Source organism: Propioniciclava sinopodophylli, assembly GCF_004324755.1.
GTDB lineage: Bacteria > Actinomycetota > Actinomycetes > Propionibacteriales > Propionibacteriaceae > Propioniciclava > Propioniciclava sinopodophylli.
Genome location: NZ_SDMQ01000011.1, coordinates 69,116 through 87,297, shown reverse-complemented (window position 1 = coordinate 87,297; position 18,182 = coordinate 69,116). Strand labels below are relative to the sequence as shown.

General features: G+C 71.7%; 16 protein-coding genes. 5 read left to right on the top strand and 11 right to left on the bottom strand.

Translation table 11 applies throughout. The features are described 5' to 3' along the window. Window positions 1-14: 14 nt before the first annotated feature. Both serB and ET989_RS11310 read right to left on the bottom strand, forming a co-directional pair. Window positions 15-1,199, bottom strand: a complete 1,185-nt coding sequence (gene serB / locus ET989_RS11315; protein ID WP_131169076.1) for a phosphoserine phosphatase SerB — start codon at window positions 1,197-1,199, stop codon at window positions 15-17. 259 nt (window positions 1,200-1,458) lie between these two features. Further along, complete coding sequence (locus ET989_RS11310) at window positions 1,459-2,592, bottom strand: DUF2207 family protein (RefSeq protein ID WP_131168997.1); 1,134 nt, start codon at window positions 2,590-2,592, stop codon at window positions 1,459-1,461. Between the two features lie 190 nt (window positions 2,593-2,782). Between ET989_RS11310 and ilvD the strand changes: the two genes are divergently transcribed. Both ilvD and ET989_RS11300 read left to right on the top strand, forming a co-directional pair. Next, window positions 2,783-4,648 carry a dihydroxy-acid dehydratase gene (gene ilvD, locus ET989_RS11305; protein WP_131168995.1) on the top strand — a complete coding sequence of 622 codons (1,866 nt, stop codon included), beginning with the start codon at window positions 2,783-2,785 and terminating at the stop codon, window positions 4,646-4,648. Between the two features lie 91 nt (window positions 4,649-4,739). Then, window positions 4,740-5,486 carry a hypothetical protein gene (locus ET989_RS11300; RefSeq protein ID WP_131168993.1) on the top strand — a complete coding sequence of 249 codons (747 nt, stop codon included), beginning with the start codon at window positions 4,740-4,742 and terminating at the stop codon, window positions 5,484-5,486. Window positions 5,487-5,513: 27 nt separating this feature from the next. Here the strand turns inward: ET989_RS11300 and ET989_RS11295 are convergent, their stop codons facing one another. The 4 genes from ET989_RS11295 to ET989_RS11280 all read right to left on the bottom strand — a co-directional run bounded on the left by ET989_RS11295 (window position 5,514) and on the right by ET989_RS11280 (window position 8,135). Beyond that, window positions 5,514-6,356 (bottom strand): rhomboid family intramembrane serine protease, encoded by an 843-nt coding sequence (locus tag ET989_RS11295; protein ID WP_131168991.1) that lies wholly within the window; start codon window positions 6,354-6,356, stop codon window positions 5,514-5,516. Between the two features lie 17 nt (window positions 6,357-6,373). Next, window positions 6,374-6,796, bottom strand: a complete 423-nt coding sequence (locus ET989_RS11290; RefSeq protein WP_131168989.1) for a hypothetical protein — start codon at window positions 6,794-6,796, stop codon at window positions 6,374-6,376. 117 nt (window positions 6,797-6,913) lie between these two features. Continuing rightward, complete coding sequence (locus tag ET989_RS11285; protein ID WP_131168986.1) at window positions 6,914-7,636, bottom strand: hydroxyethylthiazole kinase; 723 nt, start codon at window positions 7,634-7,636, stop codon at window positions 6,914-6,916. Window positions 7,637-7,751: 115 nt separating this feature from the next. Beyond that, window positions 7,752-8,135, bottom strand: a complete 384-nt coding sequence (locus tag ET989_RS11280) for a hypothetical protein (protein ID WP_131168984.1) — start codon at window positions 8,133-8,135, stop codon at window positions 7,752-7,754. Between the two features lie 201 nt (window positions 8,136-8,336). Between ET989_RS11280 and ET989_RS11275 the strand changes: the two genes are divergently transcribed. Then, the gene (locus ET989_RS11275) at window positions 8,337-9,740 is read left to right on the top strand and encodes a DUF2252 domain-containing protein (protein WP_131168982.1); all 1,404 of its coding nucleotides are present in this window, start codon (window positions 8,337-8,339) and stop codon (window positions 9,738-9,740) included. A 63-nt stretch (window positions 9,741-9,803) separates the two neighbouring features. On the opposite strand, the gene ET989_RS11270 is transcribed toward ET989_RS11275, so the two are convergent. Genes ET989_RS11270 through pdxH form a run of 3 tightly spaced genes read right to left on the bottom strand, consistent with a single transcriptional unit; the run spans window position 9,804 to window position 12,487 of the window. Beyond that, entirely contained in the window at window positions 9,804-10,478 is a 675-nt protein-coding gene (locus ET989_RS11270; protein WP_241656322.1) for a potassium channel family protein, read from the bottom strand. Next, window positions 10,471-11,814 carry a TrkH family potassium uptake protein gene (locus ET989_RS11265; RefSeq protein WP_241656321.1) on the bottom strand — a complete coding sequence of 448 codons (1,344 nt, stop codon included), beginning with the start codon at window positions 11,812-11,814 and terminating at the stop codon, window positions 10,471-10,473. Before ET989_RS11265 ends, ET989_RS11270 begins: the two co-directional genes overlap by 8 nt. Window positions 11,815-11,854: 40 nt before the next feature. Next, window positions 11,855-12,487, bottom strand: coding sequence for a pyridoxamine 5'-phosphate oxidase (pdxH, locus tag ET989_RS11260; protein WP_241656320.1), 633 nt, complete (start codon window positions 12,485-12,487; stop codon window positions 11,855-11,857). A 43-nt stretch (window positions 12,488-12,530) separates the two neighbouring features. Between pdxH and ET989_RS11255 the strand changes: the two genes are divergently transcribed. Together ET989_RS11255 and ET989_RS11250 are read left to right on the top strand one after the other, a co-directional pair. Continuing rightward, complete coding sequence (locus tag ET989_RS11255; RefSeq protein WP_131168978.1) at window positions 12,531-13,247, top strand: TIGR00266 family protein; 717 nt, start codon at window positions 12,531-12,533, stop codon at window positions 13,245-13,247. 168 nt (window positions 13,248-13,415) lie between these two features. Continuing rightward, a complete protein-coding gene (locus ET989_RS11250) occupies window positions 13,416-15,983 on the top strand; it encodes a PEP/pyruvate-binding domain-containing protein (RefSeq protein WP_165490144.1) in 2,568 nt (855 codons plus the stop codon). A 77-nt stretch (window positions 15,984-16,060) separates the two neighbouring features. Here ET989_RS11250 and ET989_RS11245 read toward each other — a convergent pair whose 3' ends face one another. Next, complete coding sequence (locus ET989_RS11245) at window positions 16,061-17,278, bottom strand: MFS transporter (RefSeq protein WP_165490143.1); 1,218 nt, start codon at window positions 17,276-17,278, stop codon at window positions 16,061-16,063. Between the two features lie 175 nt (window positions 17,279-17,453). Next, the gene (locus ET989_RS15825; protein ID WP_277751368.1) at window positions 17,454-18,032 is read right to left on the bottom strand and encodes an ATP-binding protein; all 579 of its coding nucleotides are present in this window, start codon (window positions 18,030-18,032) and stop codon (window positions 17,454-17,456) included. Window positions 18,033-18,182 lie beyond the last annotated feature (150 nt).

Genomic DNA, 18,182 nt, shown 5'->3' with positions numbered 1-18,182 from the left:
CTGTGCCGAGGTAGTCAGGGGCGCGGCGGGCGGTTGGCCGCGGCGTCCTCGACCTCCTCGCGGCTGAAGCCCAGCAGGTGCAGGACGGCGTCCAGGTAGGGCAGGTTCAGGGCCGTGTGGGCGGACGCCCGCACCGCCGGCTTGGCGTTGAACGCCACCCCCAGTCCGGCCGCGGCCAGCATGTCGAGGTCGTTGGCGCCGTCGCCCACCGCGACGGTCCGTGACAGGGGCAGGCCCTCGGCGTCGGCGAACTTTTTCAGCATTGTCGCCTTCATCGCCCGGTCGACGACCTCGCCCTGCACACGCCCCGTGAGGACGCCATCGCTCACCTCGAGCCGGTTGGCGTGGACGTGCCGGATGCCCAGCGACTCGGCCAGCGGGCCGACCACCTCGATGAACCCGCCCGAGACCAGGCCCACCGCGAAGCCCAGATCGCGCAGCGTGGCCACGAGCGTGCGCGCGCCGGGCGTGAGCCGGACGGACTCCAGCACCTCCTCGAACACGCTCTCCGGCAGGCCCGCCAGCGTCGCGACCCGCTCGTGCAGCGAGGCGGCGAAGTCGAGCTCGCCGCGCATCGCCCGCTCGGTGACCGCGGCCACCTCGGCCTCGCGGCCGGCGCGGCGGGCGAGCAACTCGATGACCTCGTCGCGGATGAGGGTGGAGTCGACGTCCATCACGACGAGCCGACGGCCCTGCCTCGACAGCCCGGCCGGGGAGACCGACACGTCGAACCCCGTCTCGGCCGCGGTCGCCGCCAGCGCCGGACGCAGCGAGGCCACCTCGGCGTTGGAGACCATGAACTCCAGCGTCGTCATCGGCGTCCGCGACAGCCGCCGTACCCGGTCGATGTTGCCGCCGTGCTCGGCGACGACGCGGCCGACCGCGGCCAGGTGGGTGGCGCGTAGGGGGCGGCCGAGGATGGTCACAACGACTCGCTTCGGACGCGGTGGGTTGTCGCCGATGCCCTCGTCGATCGTCAGGCGGTAGCCCAGGCGGGCGCAAGTGCCGGCGAGGCGGTCCTCGAGGGTGTCGAGGTCATCGGGAAGGCTGCCGAGCAGCACCGCGATGGTCACCTGCCCGCGCACGACGACCTGCTCGAAGTCGAGCACCTCGGTGCCGAGCCCGGCGATCGAGGTCATCAATGCCTGGGTGATGCCCGGGCGGTCAGGGCCGGTGAGGGTCGCCGCCAAGGTCTGCATCTCCGTCACGGCGCCATCCTCCCATCCGCCGAGGGCTTGGGTGGGGAGCACCGAGGGCTAGGGTTGTAGACGCCAAGGGCTTGGGTTGAGCGCGCTCTGCGCCCTGAACCCAAGCCCTCGGCAGTCTGAACCCAAGCCCTCGGCAGTCTGAACCCAAGCCCTCGGCAGTCTGAACCCAAGCCCTCGGCGGAGGGGGCGTCAGCGCTTGGCCTCCCAAGGGCCGCCGCACCAGACCCTTCGGCAGCTCAGGGAACCGGCCTCAGAAGTCGAAGTCGAAGTCGAACCCGCCGCCGTCGCCGCCGCCGTCGAAGAAGCCGCCGCCACCGTCGCCACCGCCCATGTCGCCACCGAAGTCGCCGCCGTCACCGGCCCCGATCTCGTCCAGGCCGGTGGCCTCGCCCATGTCGCCGCCGAAGTCACCCAACTCGCCGAGGGCGTCGAAGCCGCCCATGTTCAGGAACGTCGACCACAGCAGGATGTCGGTCGCCACGTCGAGCGCCAGCCAGGCGGGGGCGTACTCGGCCTCCTCGTAGGCGTGCTTCACAACCTCCGACCACTGCGGGAGGATGCCGAACAGGACGGCGTAGGGCAGCAGCCTCTCGTGCAGCTTCGCGATCTCGCCCTTGTCGGTGCCGTCCGGGCCGGCCAGAGCCGGCAGCCGCTCGGCCGTGTCGGGAGCCTGCAGCACCTTCAGCCGGTCGGCCTCGGCCATCGTCATGTAGAGCTTGAGGCCGTCGAGCTCGTCGTTGATCCGGCGGCCCTCCTGGGTCAACCGCCACGGCTTGGGCTTGATGAACTGCGCGGCCAGACCGCCCACGATCGTGAAGCCGAGCAGCGGGATGGCCGCCCCCGACGCGCCCCCGGCCAGCGTCATGAAGCCGACGGCCGCCAGCCCGAGGCCGACCCATCCGGCGGCCAGCAGCCGGGTGGACACCCCGTGCTCCACCCACCCGCGCCGCTCGACGGCGGCGTACGCCTCGGCGGTCGCCGCTTGGAAGGCGTGTGTGCGGCCGGGGTCGGGGCTCAGCTCGACGCGCGTCAGCGCGGAGCCGGGCGGGAAGACGGCGCGGTACACGGCCAACGGCACCTCGGGCAGCTCGGGCTCGGTGATGCCGTCGCGCTGGACGAACCAGACCTTGTCGCGTCCCTCGCCGACGACGCCGACCTGCCACACGCCGCGCACGGCGAGGTCGAGGATCTCGGACGGCACGATCGAGGAGTGCTTCACCTCCCGGCGCAACGCCCCCGAGAGGCCGGGCGTGACGGCCCGCGGTGGCGCGAACGCGACCGCGACGGTCTGGTTGCCCACGGCGTCCTGTTCGCCGCGCACCAGGACGATGCGCGCCACGAGGGCTACCACGGTGAGGATCGCGAGCAGGGCCGGCCAGAGCATGCCTCCAGCCTACGGACGCCCCCAACCGGGCTCACTCCCCGCCACGAGGATCAGGGTGGCGACCGGCTGCGAGGGTGACGGTGACGCCGCGGGCGTCGAGACCGTGCACTGCGACGTCACCATCTGGGTCACCCCGCGGAAGCAGTGACGAACGGACTACCCTGAGCCGAACCCGCAGGAAGGACGAACAATGGGTCAGCTCCGTTCACGCACCACCACCCACGGCCGCAACATGGCCGGTGCCCGCGCGCTGTGGCGGGCGACCGGCATGACGGACGCCGACTTCGGCAAGCCCATCGTCGCGATCGCCAACTCGTTCACGCAGTTCGTGCCCGGCCACGTCCACCTCAAGGACATGGGCCAGCTCGTCGCGGGCGCCGTCGCCGAGGCGGGTGGCGTGGGCCGCGAGTTCAACACCATCGCCGTCGACGACGGCATCGCGATGGGTCACTCGGGCATGCTCTACAGCCTGCCGAGCCGCGAGGTCATCGCCGACTCGATCGAGTACATGGTCAACGCCCACCAGGCCGACGCGCTCGTGTGCATCTCCAACTGCGACAAGATCACCCCCGGTCACCTGCTGGCCGCGCTGCGCCTGAACATTCCGACCGTGTTCGTCAGCGGCGGCCCCATGGAGGCCGGCCGCGTCCTCGGCGAGCGCGTCGTCTCCGGCGCCCCGGACGAGGGCAGCACTGACCAGCGCCTCGACCTCATCGACGCGATGATCAAGGCCGTCGACTCGACCGTCTCCGACGAGCAGATCGAGCAGATCGAGGCCAACGCCTGTCCGACGTGCGGCTCGTGCTCGGGCATGTTCACCGCGAACTCGATGAACTGCCTCACCGAGGCCCTCGGCCTGTCCCTGCCGGGCAACGGCTCGACGCTGGCCACGGCGTCCGCCCGTCGCGACCTGTTCCTGCGGGCCGGACGCCTCGTGGTGGACCTGGCCAAGCGGTACTACCAGGAGGACGACGAGTCTGTCCTGCCCAAGAGCATCGCCACCAAGGAGGCGTTCAGCAACGCCATGCGCCTCGACATCGCGATGGGCGGCTCCACGAACACGGTGCTGCACATCCTCGCCGCGGCCACCGAGGCCGGCGTCGACTTCACCCAGGACGACATCGACGCCCTCTCGCGGGTGACCCCGTGCCTGGCCAAGGTGGCCCCGAACTCCACCGAGTTCTGGATGGAGGACGTCCATCGCGCGGGCGGCATGCCGGCCATCCTCGGCGAGCTGCGCCGCGGCGGCCTGCTGGAGGAGTCGGTGCACGCCGTCCACTCCCCCAGCCTCGCCCAGTGGCTCGACGACTGGGACATCCGCGGCGGCAAGGCCACCCCGGAATCCCTCGACCTCTGGTACGCCGCGCCCGGCGGCGTCCGCACCACGGAGGCCTTCTCCTCGACCAACCGGTGGGTCGACCTCGACACGGACGCCGCGAACGGCTGCATCCACTCGGTCGAGAACGCCTACACCGCCGACGGCGGCCTGGGCGTCCTCAAGGGCAACATCGCCCCGGACGGCGCGATCGTGAAGACCGCGGGCGTGCCCGAGCACCAGTGGGTGTTCCGCGGGCCGGCCAAGGTCGCCGAGAGCCAGGACGAGGCGGTCGAGATGATCCTCGGCGGCAAGATCGTCGAGGGCGACTGCGTCGTCGTGCGCTACGAGGGCCCCAAGGGCGGCCCCGGCATGCAGGAGATGTTGTACCCGACCGCGTACCTCAAGGGCGTCGGGCTCGGCCCGAAGTGCGCGCTCATCACGGACGGCCGGTTCTCGGGTGGCTCCTCGGGCCTGTCGCTGGGGCACATCTCGCCCGAGGCGGCCTCCGGTGGGCCGATCGGCCTGATCCGCGACGGCGACATCATCTCGATCAACATCCCCGAGCGGTCGATCGACGTCGAGCTGTCCGACGAGGAGCTGGCCACCCGCCGCGCCGAGCAGGACGAGCGCGGCTGGCGTCCGGTCGCCCGGGAGCGCCAGGTCAGCAACGCGCTGAAGATCTACGCCTCGCTGGCAATGTCCGCCGACAAGGGTGGCGCGCGCCGCGAGCTGGACTGAGACCGCACCCGCACGAATCATCCCCGGGGCTGAGCGGCAACCACCCGCGAGCCGACCCCCGGCGGCGTAACGTGGGGCCATGCTCGACGACATGAGCACCACCTCCTCCGCCCCCACAGCGAGCGCCCGCCCGACAGGGTGGACCGTCCCCCGGTCCGTGGCGTGGTTCCGCTACGCCCTGCTCGCCCTCTGCGCCACGGTGGGCATCGGCATGCTGGCCTTCGGCACCCGTCCGGCCGACTTCAACGAGCTCGGCCGGGCGATCAACGCCGGCCGGGTCACCCAGGTGGTCATCGCCAACGCCCTCCCCGAGAACGCCACCGGCACGGCGAGCGCCGAGATCCGCTGGCACGACGGCTTCCTGCCCCGGTTCACCACCGTCCGGCAGGAGATCCCCGGTGACGAGCCCGCCGGTCAGGTCGCGATCAACACCACGAGCCCCTCCTACCCGATCACGGGACGTATCGAGGACCGCCTGCAGGAGTACGCCGGCCAGCCGCTCGACGTGACCCACATCCAGGACTACCGCAACACCACGTGGTGGCTGTACGGCTGGAAGGTCCCGGCGTGGGTCGGCATCGGCGGGCTGCTCGGCGCGCTGCTGACCCTCGGCCTGCTCGTCTCGGGTCCCCAGACCCTGCGCGCGACCCGCTGGGCGTGGTTCTGGGCGATCTCGAGCCCGCTGTCACCCGTGACGATCCCGCTGTTCCTGCTGTTCGGGGTGCCGCGGACGGGCGCGATCGAGCAGCCCTACACGAAGGCCGGACGCCTCACCGGCGGGTGGTCGTTCCTGCTGTTCTGCGTACTGGGTGCCAGCATCGTGCAGAACCTCCTCTGATCCTCCGACCCCAACCCTGGGGTCAGGTCAGCGCCCCTTGCGCCGCCGCTCGCGCAGCGCCTCGAGCTCCTTGCGCTCGGCGGGGGTCAGGCTGTGGATGCCCTGCTCGGAGATCTTCTCCAGCAGGGCGTCCATGCGTTCGTGGTCGGACGCCTGCCGGGCGGCCGCCTTCTGCCGGGCCCGGGAGGGCTTCGCCGCACGCACCACCGGCGCGGGCCGCGACCCACCGCGTCCGCCGGGACCGCCCGGCAGGAACGTGAGCTCGGACAGCAGGCCGAACGCGCGGGCGATGAACATCGCGACGATGCCGGTGAGCACGAGGCTGACCAGGCCGGCCACGTTGCGGATCATGATCAGCTGCAGCACCTGGATGGCGACCAGCACGGCACCGACCACCCACGCGGGGATGCCGAAGAAGAACGGGCGCTTGGGGTACTCAGCGATCCACAGCAGCAGGATGATGAACTGGATGGCGTCCAGACCGGCCATCACCCCGCCGCCCAGCACGAGGCCCACGACGAGCGACACGACCGTGAGGGTCGCCCACAGGCCGACGTACAGCGACGCCATCGGGCGGCGTCCGATCTGGCGCTCCAGGTCGCGGCCGAAGTACCACAGCAGGACGAGGGTGAGGACGCCCCACAGGGATACCCCGCTCACGAACGGCCACGTCACGATGCGCCAGACCTCCCCGCGCAGGACTTGGGCGGGGGCGAACGCGCCCCCCTCCAGGAAGGCGGGCACGAACGCCGACAGGACCATCCCGATCGAACCGAGGAGCACGAGCAGGACGGTCGTGGTCACCTCCAGGCGACCGAGGCGGAACCATGCGTCGCCGGAGTGGTCACGGGACACGTTGAAACCAGGCACGCCCCAAGCGTGCCAGATCAGCGGGCGTCGGGGTCGCCCGCGTCCTGCCCTGCGGCGGTCACGACGACCGGCTGCTGCAGGGAGCGGACGAACAGGATGCCCGCGCCGAGGATCACGAGCAGGCCGAGCAGCATGTGCGGCCACGTCACCGCCAGCTCACCCAGCGCGTACTGGACCGCACCCACGGCGAGCACGCCGAAGCCGATCGGCGCGACGCTGCGGTTGTTGGCCTGCTTGCCGTAGCGCATGCCCGACAGCGCCGAGACCAGCGACGTCCCCAGGAACACCATGGCGAGGATCGCGTGCACGGGGCGCAGGTCGGGGTTGCCGCCCATCAGGGAGCCGAGGACCCCGAGCGCCAGCGCCACGAGGGCACTGAGGCCGGACGCCCACCGGAACACGGTGTGCGAGAGCAGCGGTTGGAGTCGCGTGATGGCCACGCGGTCACCCTAGGCCGGAGGCGTCCTGCCGTAAAGCGAACCACACACAGGTCCCTGAGGTGCGAGCGCCAGGTCCCTGAGGTGCGAGCGGAGCGAGCCTCGAAGGGCCGAACCGGATCAGACGTCCAGGTACTCGGCGATCTCGTCGCCGCGGACGGTCCACAGCGAGTCGACCAGGGCGATGCGGAAGGACGCGGGCCCCTTGCTGTCGCCCTCGGCACGCTCGGCGGCCAGGGCCAGCCAGGCGGCACCGGCGAGGGCGGCCTCGAGCGGACCGGTGGCGGTGGCGCACGCGGCCATCAGCGCCGACACGGCAGCACGGACGCCGGGGATCTGGGCGAGCATCTCCGAACCGGGCAGGACAGCCACCTCGGTGCCGCCGGCCAGTACGCGGATCTCGGCCTCGCCGAGCGCGAGCGCGCCGTCGATCGCCTCGATGCGGACGTTGTCGATCTCGGCGCCGGAGGCACGGACGACGCTCGGGCGGTGGCCGAGCAGGCCACGGACCCGGTCGGGGCGCAGCGACTCCCGGCCCAGCGGGGTGGCGTCCAGCACCCACGGCGTCCCGGACGCGCGGAGCTGGGCGGCGGTCGGGTTCACGGCGTCCGACCACTCGGAGACGATGGTGCCGAGGTCGAGCATGACCGCATCGGCCGACAGCGCCGCGGCGAGGGCGTCCGGCGAGGTGCCGGTCACGACAGACCGTGCGCCGGCGCCGTGCAGCACCTCGGCCACGAAGGACGTGGCCGCGCGGGGGGCGACGCAGTGGATGAGGGGCGATCCCTCGCGGACCGCCTCGGCGGCGAACCCGATGGTCAGGGCGAGACCGGAACGGGGCATCGCGATTCTCCTCAGCGCTCGTGGAACGGGGCTATGGGCCCCAGTATGGCGAACTCGGGGGCGTCCCCGCTGACAGGGACGCCCCCGAGAGGCAGATTGAAGGGGTGCGGACGGGTCAGGCGCGCGGCTTGCGCAGGGCCAGCGTGAACAGCGCCACGGCGGCCAGCAGGTAGGCGAACCCGAGGACGATGTGGACCATCGTCAGGTGCATCTGACCCAGCGCGATCTGGATCACGGCGAGCAACGGGAGCGACAGGGCGTGGAACATGAGGCCCTTGTTGCCGCTCGCGCGGCCCCACAGGATGCCGCCGATGCTGGCGACCAGGGCCAGGACGAAGTTCAGGTTGCCCACCATGCCGTGCATCGCGTGCAGGGGGCCGCTGCCCGAGAGCGGGCCGGTGGCCAGCAGCGGGGAGATCAGGGACCCGATCGCGGCCAGCAGGGCGGCGACGCGGAGGAAGTTCAGCTTGCCGTTCGAGGTCGTTGCAGTGTTGGTCACGGGCCCGATCATAAACCAATCTTCAAATAGTTGAGATTCTCGGCGTCGCGACATCGGGGGCTCTCGGCAGCAAGCACCGGGGCTCTCGGCAGCAAACACCGGGGCTCTCGGCGCTCAGGTCTCCGCCGACAGCCCCGGCTTTGTGCGCCGACAGCCCCCGGTTTGTGCGCCGAGAGCCCCGTCGCGCGGAAGAATGGCGCCATGACACCGGCGGGCAAGACCCAGCACTTCGCGGACGCGTTCACGTCGTTCCGGATTCCCGCGACCGACCGCGCAGAGCGCGTCGCGCACGGCAAGACCCTGCGCGCGGCCACGCCACACGCCTCACTCGGCGCATGGACGCCGACGCCCGACCGTCCCGATGTGGTCGGCATCATCCAGCAGTCGCACGAGGGACGCCTGCCGTGGCTGCTCGGCGTCCGCATCGGCCGGATGGCCGCCTCGCCCTTCGGCTTCCTCCGCGGCACCGCGAACCTGATGGCCCACGACGTGGCGAACCTGCCCTCCACCGGCGTCCACACCACCGCGTGCGGCGACGCCCACATCGGCAACATCGGCTTCTACCGCTCCCCCGAGGGCAACCAGGTCATCGACCTCAACGACTTCGACGAGGCCCACACCGGCGCCTGGGAGTGGGACCTACGCCGGCTCACGGCGTCCATCTGGGTGCTCGGCCGCGACAACGGCGCCACCGAGGGGCAGTGCGCCGACGCGGTCCGCGCGTGCGTGGCCGCCTACCGCGACGAGGTCAGCTTCCTGTCCAAGACGCCGCTGCTGTGGCGCGCGTACAACCACCTCGACGTGAACGCCCTGCACGAGACGGCGACCGAGTCGAGCCTGCGCGAAGAGATCTTCCGCGCGGCCAAGGCGGCCCGCAAGCGGACGTCCGACCGCATGCTGCCCAAGCTCGCGGGCGGCTCCACCGACGCGGCGCGCATCGTCGACGACCCGCCACTGGTGACGCACCCCTCCGACGCCGAGTTCGAGGCGCTCGCCGCCGGCCTGGACGAATACCTGCCCACCCTGACCCCCCAGTGGCGGCGCATCGTCGGCGGCTACTCTCTGGTCGACATCGCGCACAAGGTCGTCGGCGTGGGGTCGGTCGGCATGCGCGCGTGGGTGGCGCTGCTGGCCGGGTCGCGGCCCGACGACGTGCTGTTCCTGCAGCTCAAGCAGGCGCAGCGCTCGGTGCTGGCCCCGTTCGTGCATGGCGAGACCGCCTGGCACGCCCACCAGGGCCAGCGGGTGGTGGAGTACCAGCAGCAGCTACAGACGGTCTCCGACCCGCTGCTCGGCTACACCACCGTGGGTGAGCACCAGTACTACGTGCGCCAGTACCGCAACATGAAGGGCGGCGTCCCGCTCGACGCGATGACGCCCGGCGCGCTCGTCGACTACTCCGGCATCGTGGGCCACCTGCTGGCCAAGGGTCACGCGCGTACGTCCGGGGCGTCCATCATCTCGGGCTACCTCGGCAAGAAGGACGCCGCGGTCGAGGCCTTCGTCGACTGGGCCCGCGCGTACGCGGACCAGACCGAGGCCGACCACGCCGTGCTGGTGACGGCCGTCAAGGCCGGACGCCTGCCCTACGAACCGGGGGTGTGAGGGTCGTGGTAGTGGGTGCACCGTGTTGGGGCAGACGTTCCCAGATTCCCATTCGGGGTTGCGTCAACTGATGCGGGCGAACCGCTCGACGTCGCGCTTGCTGCCGGACACGATCAATTGGTCGCCCTCGAGGACGACGGTCTCGGGCACGGCGTAGATGAAGTCCTCCCCGGGCCGCTTGAGGCCGACGACCGTGACGTCGTGGCGAGTGCGGATCGCCGACTCGGCCAGGGAACGGCCCCACGCGAAGGAAGGCGCCAGCGTCCGGGCCATGGCGAAGCCGTCCTCGAACTCGAAGTAGTCGATCATGTGGCCGGCGACGGTGTGGGCCACGCGCTCCCCCGCCGACCTCTCGGGGTAGACGATGTGGTCGGCGCCGATCCGCTTCAGGATCTCCCCGTGCTTGCGGGAGGACGCCTTGGCCCAGACCTCGGGGACACCCTCCTCCTTCAGGGTCAGGACCGTGATGATGGACGACTCCAGGTGCGCCATCGACACGATCGCGATCCCGACGTTCTCCAGGCCAAGCTGGCGCAGGGCGTCCGCGTCGGTGGAGTCCATCCGGACGACGTGCCGCAGCGTGTCGACGTAGCGGTTGACCAGGTCGAGGTCGGCGTCCACGCCGAGCACGTCCATGCCGAGTTCTTGGAGGCGGCGCGCGCAGGCGATGCCGAAACGTCCCAGGCCGAGCACGAGCACCATGCCGTCGGCGGGGCGGGGCCGGAACAACTTATCCAACAAGGGGGTCCTCCCTCGGCAGTTCGTAGTGGCGGTGCCGGGCGGTCATCGCCAGGGCGGCCGCGACGGACACCGGTCCGACGCGACCCAAGTACATCAGTCCCATCAGGACGCCCCACGCCGCGGGGGGCAGGGTGGGGGTCAGGTTCATGGACAGGCCGACGGTGCCGAACGCCGAGATCGCCTCGAACGTGTCCTCGCGCAGGGGCGCGTCGCTGACCGCGGAGATCGCGAGGATGCCGACGAACACCGCCGCTGTGCCCAGCACGACGACTGCCAGCGCTTGACGGGACACAGCAGAGGAGATCTTGCGGCTGCCGAGGACCGTCTTCTCATGGCCGCGCACCTCGGTGATGACGGCGAGCAGGAGCACGGCGACCGTGGTGATCTTCAGGCCGCCCGCCGTGCCGCCGGAACCCCCACCGATCATCATCAGGCCGAAGTTGACCGCGAGGGTCTCGTCGGTGACCAAGGCGTAGTCGACCGAGTTGAACCCAGCCGTGCGCGGGAACACCGACCCACCCAGCGCACCCAGGAACTTCCCCATCGGACCTTGACCGCCGAGGGTGGCCGGGTTGGTCCACTCGAAAGCGGCGAATGTCGCGAACCCGAGCACGAGGAGGATCACCGTGCCGTACAGGGTCAGGCGCAGGTGCACCGACCAGAAGGGGGGCAGGTGCCCGCGCACGCGCTCGACGACCTCGAGGTAGACCGGGAAGCCGAGGCCACCCAGCACGATGGCCAAGCAGATCGGCACCATGACGAAGGGGTCAGCGTTGAACCGCACCAGATTGTCGGGGTAGAGCGCGAATCCGGCGTTGTTGAACGCAGACACCGCGTGGAACATGCCGTGGTAGGCCGCCGCTCCCCAGTCCGGGAGGTAGGACCGGAACCGAAGCGTCAGCACGACCGCGAACACGAGCTCGAACGCCAGTGACAGCATCAGGATCCGGGCTGGGATCGACCGCAGCCCCCGTCTGGTGCGCGCCCGCGTCTCCGACTGGGCGATGTGCAGTTGGGCCAGCGAAGCACGCCGGGTGACCGAGAAGATGATCAGGCTGGTCAGGGTCATGATCCCCAGCCCACCGACCTGGATGAGGGTCATGATGGTGAGCTCACCGAAGGTGCTCCAGTGGCTCGGGGTGTCGACCACCGCCAGACCGGTGATGCACAGCGCCGACATGGCCGTGAACGCAGCCACCCAGAACCCGCTGGACTCCCCGGACTCGGTGGCGGCGGGGGACATCAGCACGAGCGTCCCGACCACCCACCCGAACAGGTACGCGACCGGGGCGATGCGTCCGGGGTGGGACAGCCACCGCGCAAAGCCGAGCACGCGGAGAAGGCTACTCCCCCCACCGTGGGTCCGGTGGGCGCTACGGCGCCAGGCGCTCCCGGACCCACGCCCCGCCGTCGCGGCGGTACCGCACCCGGTCGTGGAGGCGCGACGTGCGCCCCTGCCAGAACTCCCACACGTCCGGCACGAGGCGATAGCCACCCCAGTGCTCCGGACGCCGCGGGTGCAATCCCTGCTCTGCCGCGGCCTTCGCCGCGTTCGCGACGAGGACGCCCCGGTTCGCGATGACTTCGGACTGCGGCGAGGCCCAGGCGCCGATCCGCGAGTCGAGGGGGCGGACGGCGTAGTAGGCGTCCGACTCCTCGGGCGTGACCAGCTCGACGGGGCCCTCGACGCGGACCTGCCGCTCCAGCGGCGCCCAGTAGAACAACAGCGCGGCCCGCGGGTTGGCGTCCAGCTCGTGGCCCTTGCGCGAGGTGTAGTTCGTGTACCAGACCAGCCCGGCGTCGTCGTAGCCCTTGAGCAGGACGATGCGCGCCGACGGGCGACCCTCGGCGTCCGCCGTGGCGAGCGTCATGGCGTTGGGCTCCAGCCCTTTCACGCGGCGCGCGTCGGTGAACCAGCGGTCGAACAGCTGGACGGGCACCTCCGTGGTGTCGCGCTCGTCCAACTCGCCCTGTTCGTAGCTTCTCCGGAAGCCCGCAATGTCCACGGGACCCACCCTAACCGGGGCCCAGAGGGGCCACCATGGACCCATGCAAACCCAGATTCGGCACAACCCCGCTTTCGCCGCCGCCCGCCTGTACCTGGCGCCGGGAGAGCCCGCTCGCATCGAGTCGGGCGCGATGATGGCCCACTCGGCCGGCGTCCAGCTCGCCGCGAACACCGGAGGCGGCCTCATGGCCGGCCTCAAGCGCTCCATCCTCTCGGGAGAGTCGTTCTTCGTGACGACCGCCACCGGCGGCCCCCAGGGTGGATGGATCGACGTCACGTCCGTCCTGCCGGGCGACATCATCACGCTCGAGATGTCCCCGGACCGGCCCTACTTCGTCACCCGCGGTTGCTGGCTGGCGAACGACCACGGCACCGAGGTCACCCCCAAATGGGGCGGCATGGCGAACCTGTTCGGCGGCGAGGGCGGCTTCGGCCTGCAGGCCTCCGGGCGGGGCCAGGTCGTGCTGTCGGTGTACGGCGCCCTGGACGTCATGGATCTCGCGCCCGGCGAGCAGGTGACCGTCGACACCGGGCACGTGGTCGCGTACGAGCTGTCCATCTCCTTCCGGATGCGCCGGGCCGTCGCGGGCCGGACCATCCAGTCGGTGAAGACCGGCGAGGGGTTCGTGTTCGACTTCACCGGCCCCGGACGCATCCTGCTGCAGACCCGTAACCCGGACGCCCTCCAAGCCTGGTTGCGTTCGGCCGGCGTCAGCGAAAACCCCGGCGGCAGCACCCTGGGCAACCTGTTCGGCTGACCCCCCTTCCGCCGACAGCCCCGGTGTTCTCCGCCGACAGCCCCGGTGTTCAGCGCCGACAGCCCCGGTGTTCAGCGCCGACGGCCCCGGCTCTGCGCGCCGAAAGCCCCCGCCGGGGGCTGTCGACGGAGGAACCGGGGCTGTCGTAGACGGTGGGATACTGGGTGCGTGAGCCCCTCCGCCGACCTCGCGCGACAGGGCGGCAAGGGAGCCAACCTCGTCCGCCTGCGGGACGCCGGCCTGCCCGTCCCCGCCTTCGTCGTCATCACGACCGACGAGTACGCCGCCTTCGTCGCCGACCACGGCCTCGCCGCCCCCATCGCGGCGGCGCTGCGCCGCCCGGCGGCCGAGGCATCCGACACCATCCGCGCGGCGTTTGCGGCGGCCACCCCGACCGCCGCGCAGCGCGCTCGGATCGTCGAGGCGCTGGCCCCGCTGCTCGACGGCGGCGAGCCCGCCGGGCCGTTGGCCGTCCGCTCGTCCGCGACCGCCGAGGACCTGCCGGGCTTCTCGTTCGCCGGCCAGCAGGACAGCTGCCTCTCCGTCACCGGGATGGACGCCGTGGTCGACAGCATCGTCGCCTGCTGGTCCTCGCTGTGGACCGAGCGCGCCATCACCTACCGCACCCGCAACGGCATCGGGCACGATGCGACCCTGGCGGTGGTCGTCCAGCAGATGGTGGACGCCGACGCGTCCGGCGTCCTGTTCACGGCCAACCCGCACACCGGACGCCGCGACGAGTCGGTCGTCGAGGCCGTCACCGGGCTCGGGGACGCCCTCGTGTCGGGCCGGGTGACGCCCGACACCTTCGTCCTGGAGACCGCGACCGGGACGCTGCGCTCGCAGCAGCTGGCGGGGGCGCAGGCGTCCGTCTCGCCCTCAGACCTGCAGTCGGTGCTGTCCCTGGGGCGCCGCATCGTCGAGCTGTACGCCGAGCCGATGGACGTCGAGTGGGCGCGCGCCGACGGGGCCGTCCACGTGCTGCAGGCCCGCCCGATCACGTCGCTCTACCCGCTGCCGGCGCCCAACCCCGCCCGCCACGACGAGCCCGAGGTCTGGTTCAGCTTCGGCGCGTTCCAGGGTCTGCTGGAGCCGATGACCCCGCTCGGCCAGGAGGCGATCCGGATGGCGCTGTCCGGCGGGGCGCGCCTGGTCGGGCGCCGGGTCGACTGGCGCACCAACCGCTTCATCCAGTCCGCCGGCGAGCGGCTGTGGATCCGGCTCGACTCGCTGATACGTATCCGGGCGACACGGAAGCTGCTGGCCGAATTCCTGCCGCTGGTCGAGCCGGGGACGGCCGCCATCCTCGCCACGCTCGCCGAGGAGCCGGGCCTGCGCCCGGCGCGGACGTCCCCGTCGGCGGGCATCGCCGCCAAGTTCGCCACCCTCGTGCCGCGGCTCCTGCCGCGCATCCGAGCCGCGTCGGCCAACCCCGAGCGCGCCCGCCGCACGCTCCACCGAACGACCGAGCTCCTCGTCGCCCACGTGGCCCGCGAGATGGACCGCGCCGCGAAGGGCCGGACGCCGCAGGAGCGGCTCACCGCCCGGGTCCGGGTGCTGGACGACTTCGCCCGGCGCGCGTTCCCGACCCTGTTGCCGGTATTCGCGCCGATCATGGCGCCGACCCTGCTGGAGCTGCGCACGCTGCGCGAACTCGCCGCCATGACGCGGCTGCCCGACGCGGACGCCCTCGCCATGGCGGCGATGCGCGCGCTGCCGGGCAACGTCACCACCGAGATGGACCTCGTGCTCTCCGACGTCGCCGCCACGATCAAGCGGGACGCCACCGCGTGGGGCTGGGTAGCCGAGACGCCGGCGTCCGACCTCGCGCGGCAGTTCACGACCGGACGCCTCCCGCGCGTGGCCCAGTCGGCGATCGCCGACTTCTTGGCGTCCTACGGCATGCGGGGCGTCGCCGAGATCGACCTGGGCGCACGGCGGTGGCGCGACGACCCCACGCCGGTCATGCACACCCTCAAGGCGTACCTGGCGCTGCCGGCCGGGGCGTCGCCGCGCGCGGTGCACAAGGCGGGCCAGCACGAGGCGGGACGCTCGATCCGCAAGCTGATGGACGCCTCGACCCCGGCCCGCGCGCAGCGCATCAAGCGTTCGGCGCAGGCGATCCGCGGCCTGGCGGGCGCGCGGGAGACCCCGAAGTTCACGCTGGTGCGGTGCCTGGGGCTGATCCGCGAGGGGCTGGACGCCTCGGCCGCCGAACTGGTCGAGAACGGCCGGCTGGGCGCGGTCCCCGACATCGCGTTCCTGCGCGTGGACGAGCTCGAGCGCGCGTTCGCCGCGGAATGGCACGAGGTCGTCGCGGGGCGGCGCGCCGTGTACGAGGCCGAGGGGCGCCGGCGCCAGATCCCGCGCGTGCTCGTCGGGGATGGGCGGGCGTTCTACGACGGGCTGGGTGCCGGTTCTGCCTCCCTCGGCGGTGCGGGCGTGTCGCCGGGTGTCGCCGAGGGCCCCGTCCGGGTCGTGCTCGACCCGCGGACGACGCCTCTCAAGCCCGGGGAGATCCTCGTTTGCCCCGGGACCGACCCGGCCTGGACGCCGCTGTTCCTCGTCGCGGGGGGCCTGGTCACCGAGGTGGGCGGGCTGATGACCCACGGATCGGTCGTGGCGCGGGAGTACGGCATCCCGGCGGTCGTGGGCGTCCACGCGGCGACGACCCGCCTGGTCGACGGCCAACGCGTCCGCATCGACGGCAGCTCCGGGGCCATCGAACTCCTCTGACCGCCGACAGCCCCGGGGCTCTCGGCGCAAAAACCCGGGGCTGTCGGCGCAAAAGCCCGGGGCTCTCGGCGGAGGGGTCAGGCGGCGGTGGTCAGCGTTGGGCGGACGCCGTGGGCGTCCGCCCGCGACGCGCTCGCCAAGACGCCCGTGAGGGCGGCGGCGACCCCGAGCACGGCGGGCATCGCCAAGGCGGCTTGGGCGCCCCACGCCTCGATGACCCACCCGGCCGCGGAGGCACCCGACCCGACGCCGACCATCACCGCTGTCGAGAGCAGGGTGAGGACGAGGGTGTTGCCCGGGTCCGCGAGACGCTCGGTGCCGGTGGACGCCGCGATCAGCAGCGGCGCGACGCACAGGCCGAGCGAGAAGCACGCCACGGCCAGCAGCAGCGGCACGCCGGTCGCGGCCAGCCCCAGACCGAACACGACCATCAGCGCCCCGGCGCCCATGACGCGCACCGGCAGGCTCCAGCGGCGCAGCAGACGGTGCGCGAACAGGCCCGACACGGCGCTGCCCACGCCCATCGCGCCGTAGACCAGGCCGGTCCAGACCTCGTCGGGGGTGTCCTGGAACAGGGCGGCGATGCCGGTCTGGGTGGTGCCGAACACGGCGCCCACGACGGAGGAGAGTACGAGCCACGCCACCATCCGCGCCGGGACGCGACCGCGCGTGATACCGCCGGCCAGCGTCCGGACCGCCGGCAGCCTGAAGGCGAAGAAGGTCTGGGCGACGACGAGCAGCACCCACGCCACACCGACGGCGAACACCGGCGACACGGCCGCCGCCAAGGTCGCCCCCAGGATGGGTCCGGCCACGAACGACACCTCGTCGGCGACCGTCTCGTAGCTCATCGCGACCTCGATCTTGCGGCGTCCGTCGGGCTCACCGGCAAAGGCGGCCGACCAGCCGGCACGGGCCATCGCGCCCACCTGGCCGTTCGTCGCCCCCACCAGCCCGGACACGACCGCCTGGACGAACACCGGCACAGCGACCCACGCCAGCGACGCCAGCGTCGCGATCGACACCGCGGCGGCCGCGGTCATGGCGAGCAGCGCGCGACGGCGTCCGAACCGGTCGGCGAGCAGGCCGACCACGGGGGCGCCGAGCGCCCCGCCGAGGCTGAACGCGGCGACCAGCAGGCCGGCGAACGCGAACGAGCCGGTGAGCTCCTGCCCGAACAGCACGAGGGTGAGGGTGAGCATCGAGTACGGCAGGCGCGCGACGAACGCGCTGGCGAGCCAGCCGAGGCTCGCGTTGCGCACGAGAAGGGAGTAGGTGGATTCAGGCGTCGACATCGGTCCTCCGGGTACGGATGGTTCGGTGCGCATCCCCCACCTGACGCGCGTTGCCTGGTTACCAGCTTCGAGGGTACCCGTCGCCGCCCGACACCGACGAATTGTGTGCCGGGGTTGCCCGGGCCCCGCAAACGCTCCTCGAAAGTGAATCTGCGCCCCCTCCAGCACGTGCGACTCACGTTTCGAGGTGCATCTGGCTCGCGAGCGTCTCACCCGCGGCGATGCGCATCTGGGAGAAGACCAGGTCGACGTTGGTGACCTCCTCGGTAACGGTGTGCTCGACCTGGCTGCGGGGGTTCATCTCGATGAAGACGTAGCGGCCGTCCTGACCGAGCAGGAACTCGACCGTCCCGGCGGTGGAGTAGCCGATGTGGCGGGCGAAGCGGACGGCGTCCGCGCAGATCTGATCGCGCAGTGCGGGGTCGAGGTTGGGGGCGGGTGCCAGCTCGACCACCTTCTGGTGGCGGCTAGCCAGGCCGGCGTTCTCGCTGAGGAAGCCGTGACCGGGGTAGATCGCGTGCGCGTGGGCCTCCTTCGCCGCGCGCACGATCCCCTCGATGTCGAGGTAGGCGCGAACCGGGTTGCCGCGCTCCCCGTAGGGGAAGACGGCGACGGTCTTGATGCCGAGCTCGGTGCAGGTTCCCCTTGACTGCCCGCGGCGATGGTCGGCGCCGCCAGACGACGATGTGCCGGTTCCCGAGGTGGAACCACAACTCGTGGATTCTGTGCGACGTAGCGCCCGTTGGACTACCAATCTCCGGGTCGCATCGCGGGGTGTGAGACGAAAGGCCTTGTCAGAGGCTTTGGGGTGCCGACGGGCGATCTCCTTGGTAGTCCACATGGCGCTACGCGTCGCCCGTGAACCCGCGACAATGCCCGTGTGGAACGCAAGCCGTTCGTACGG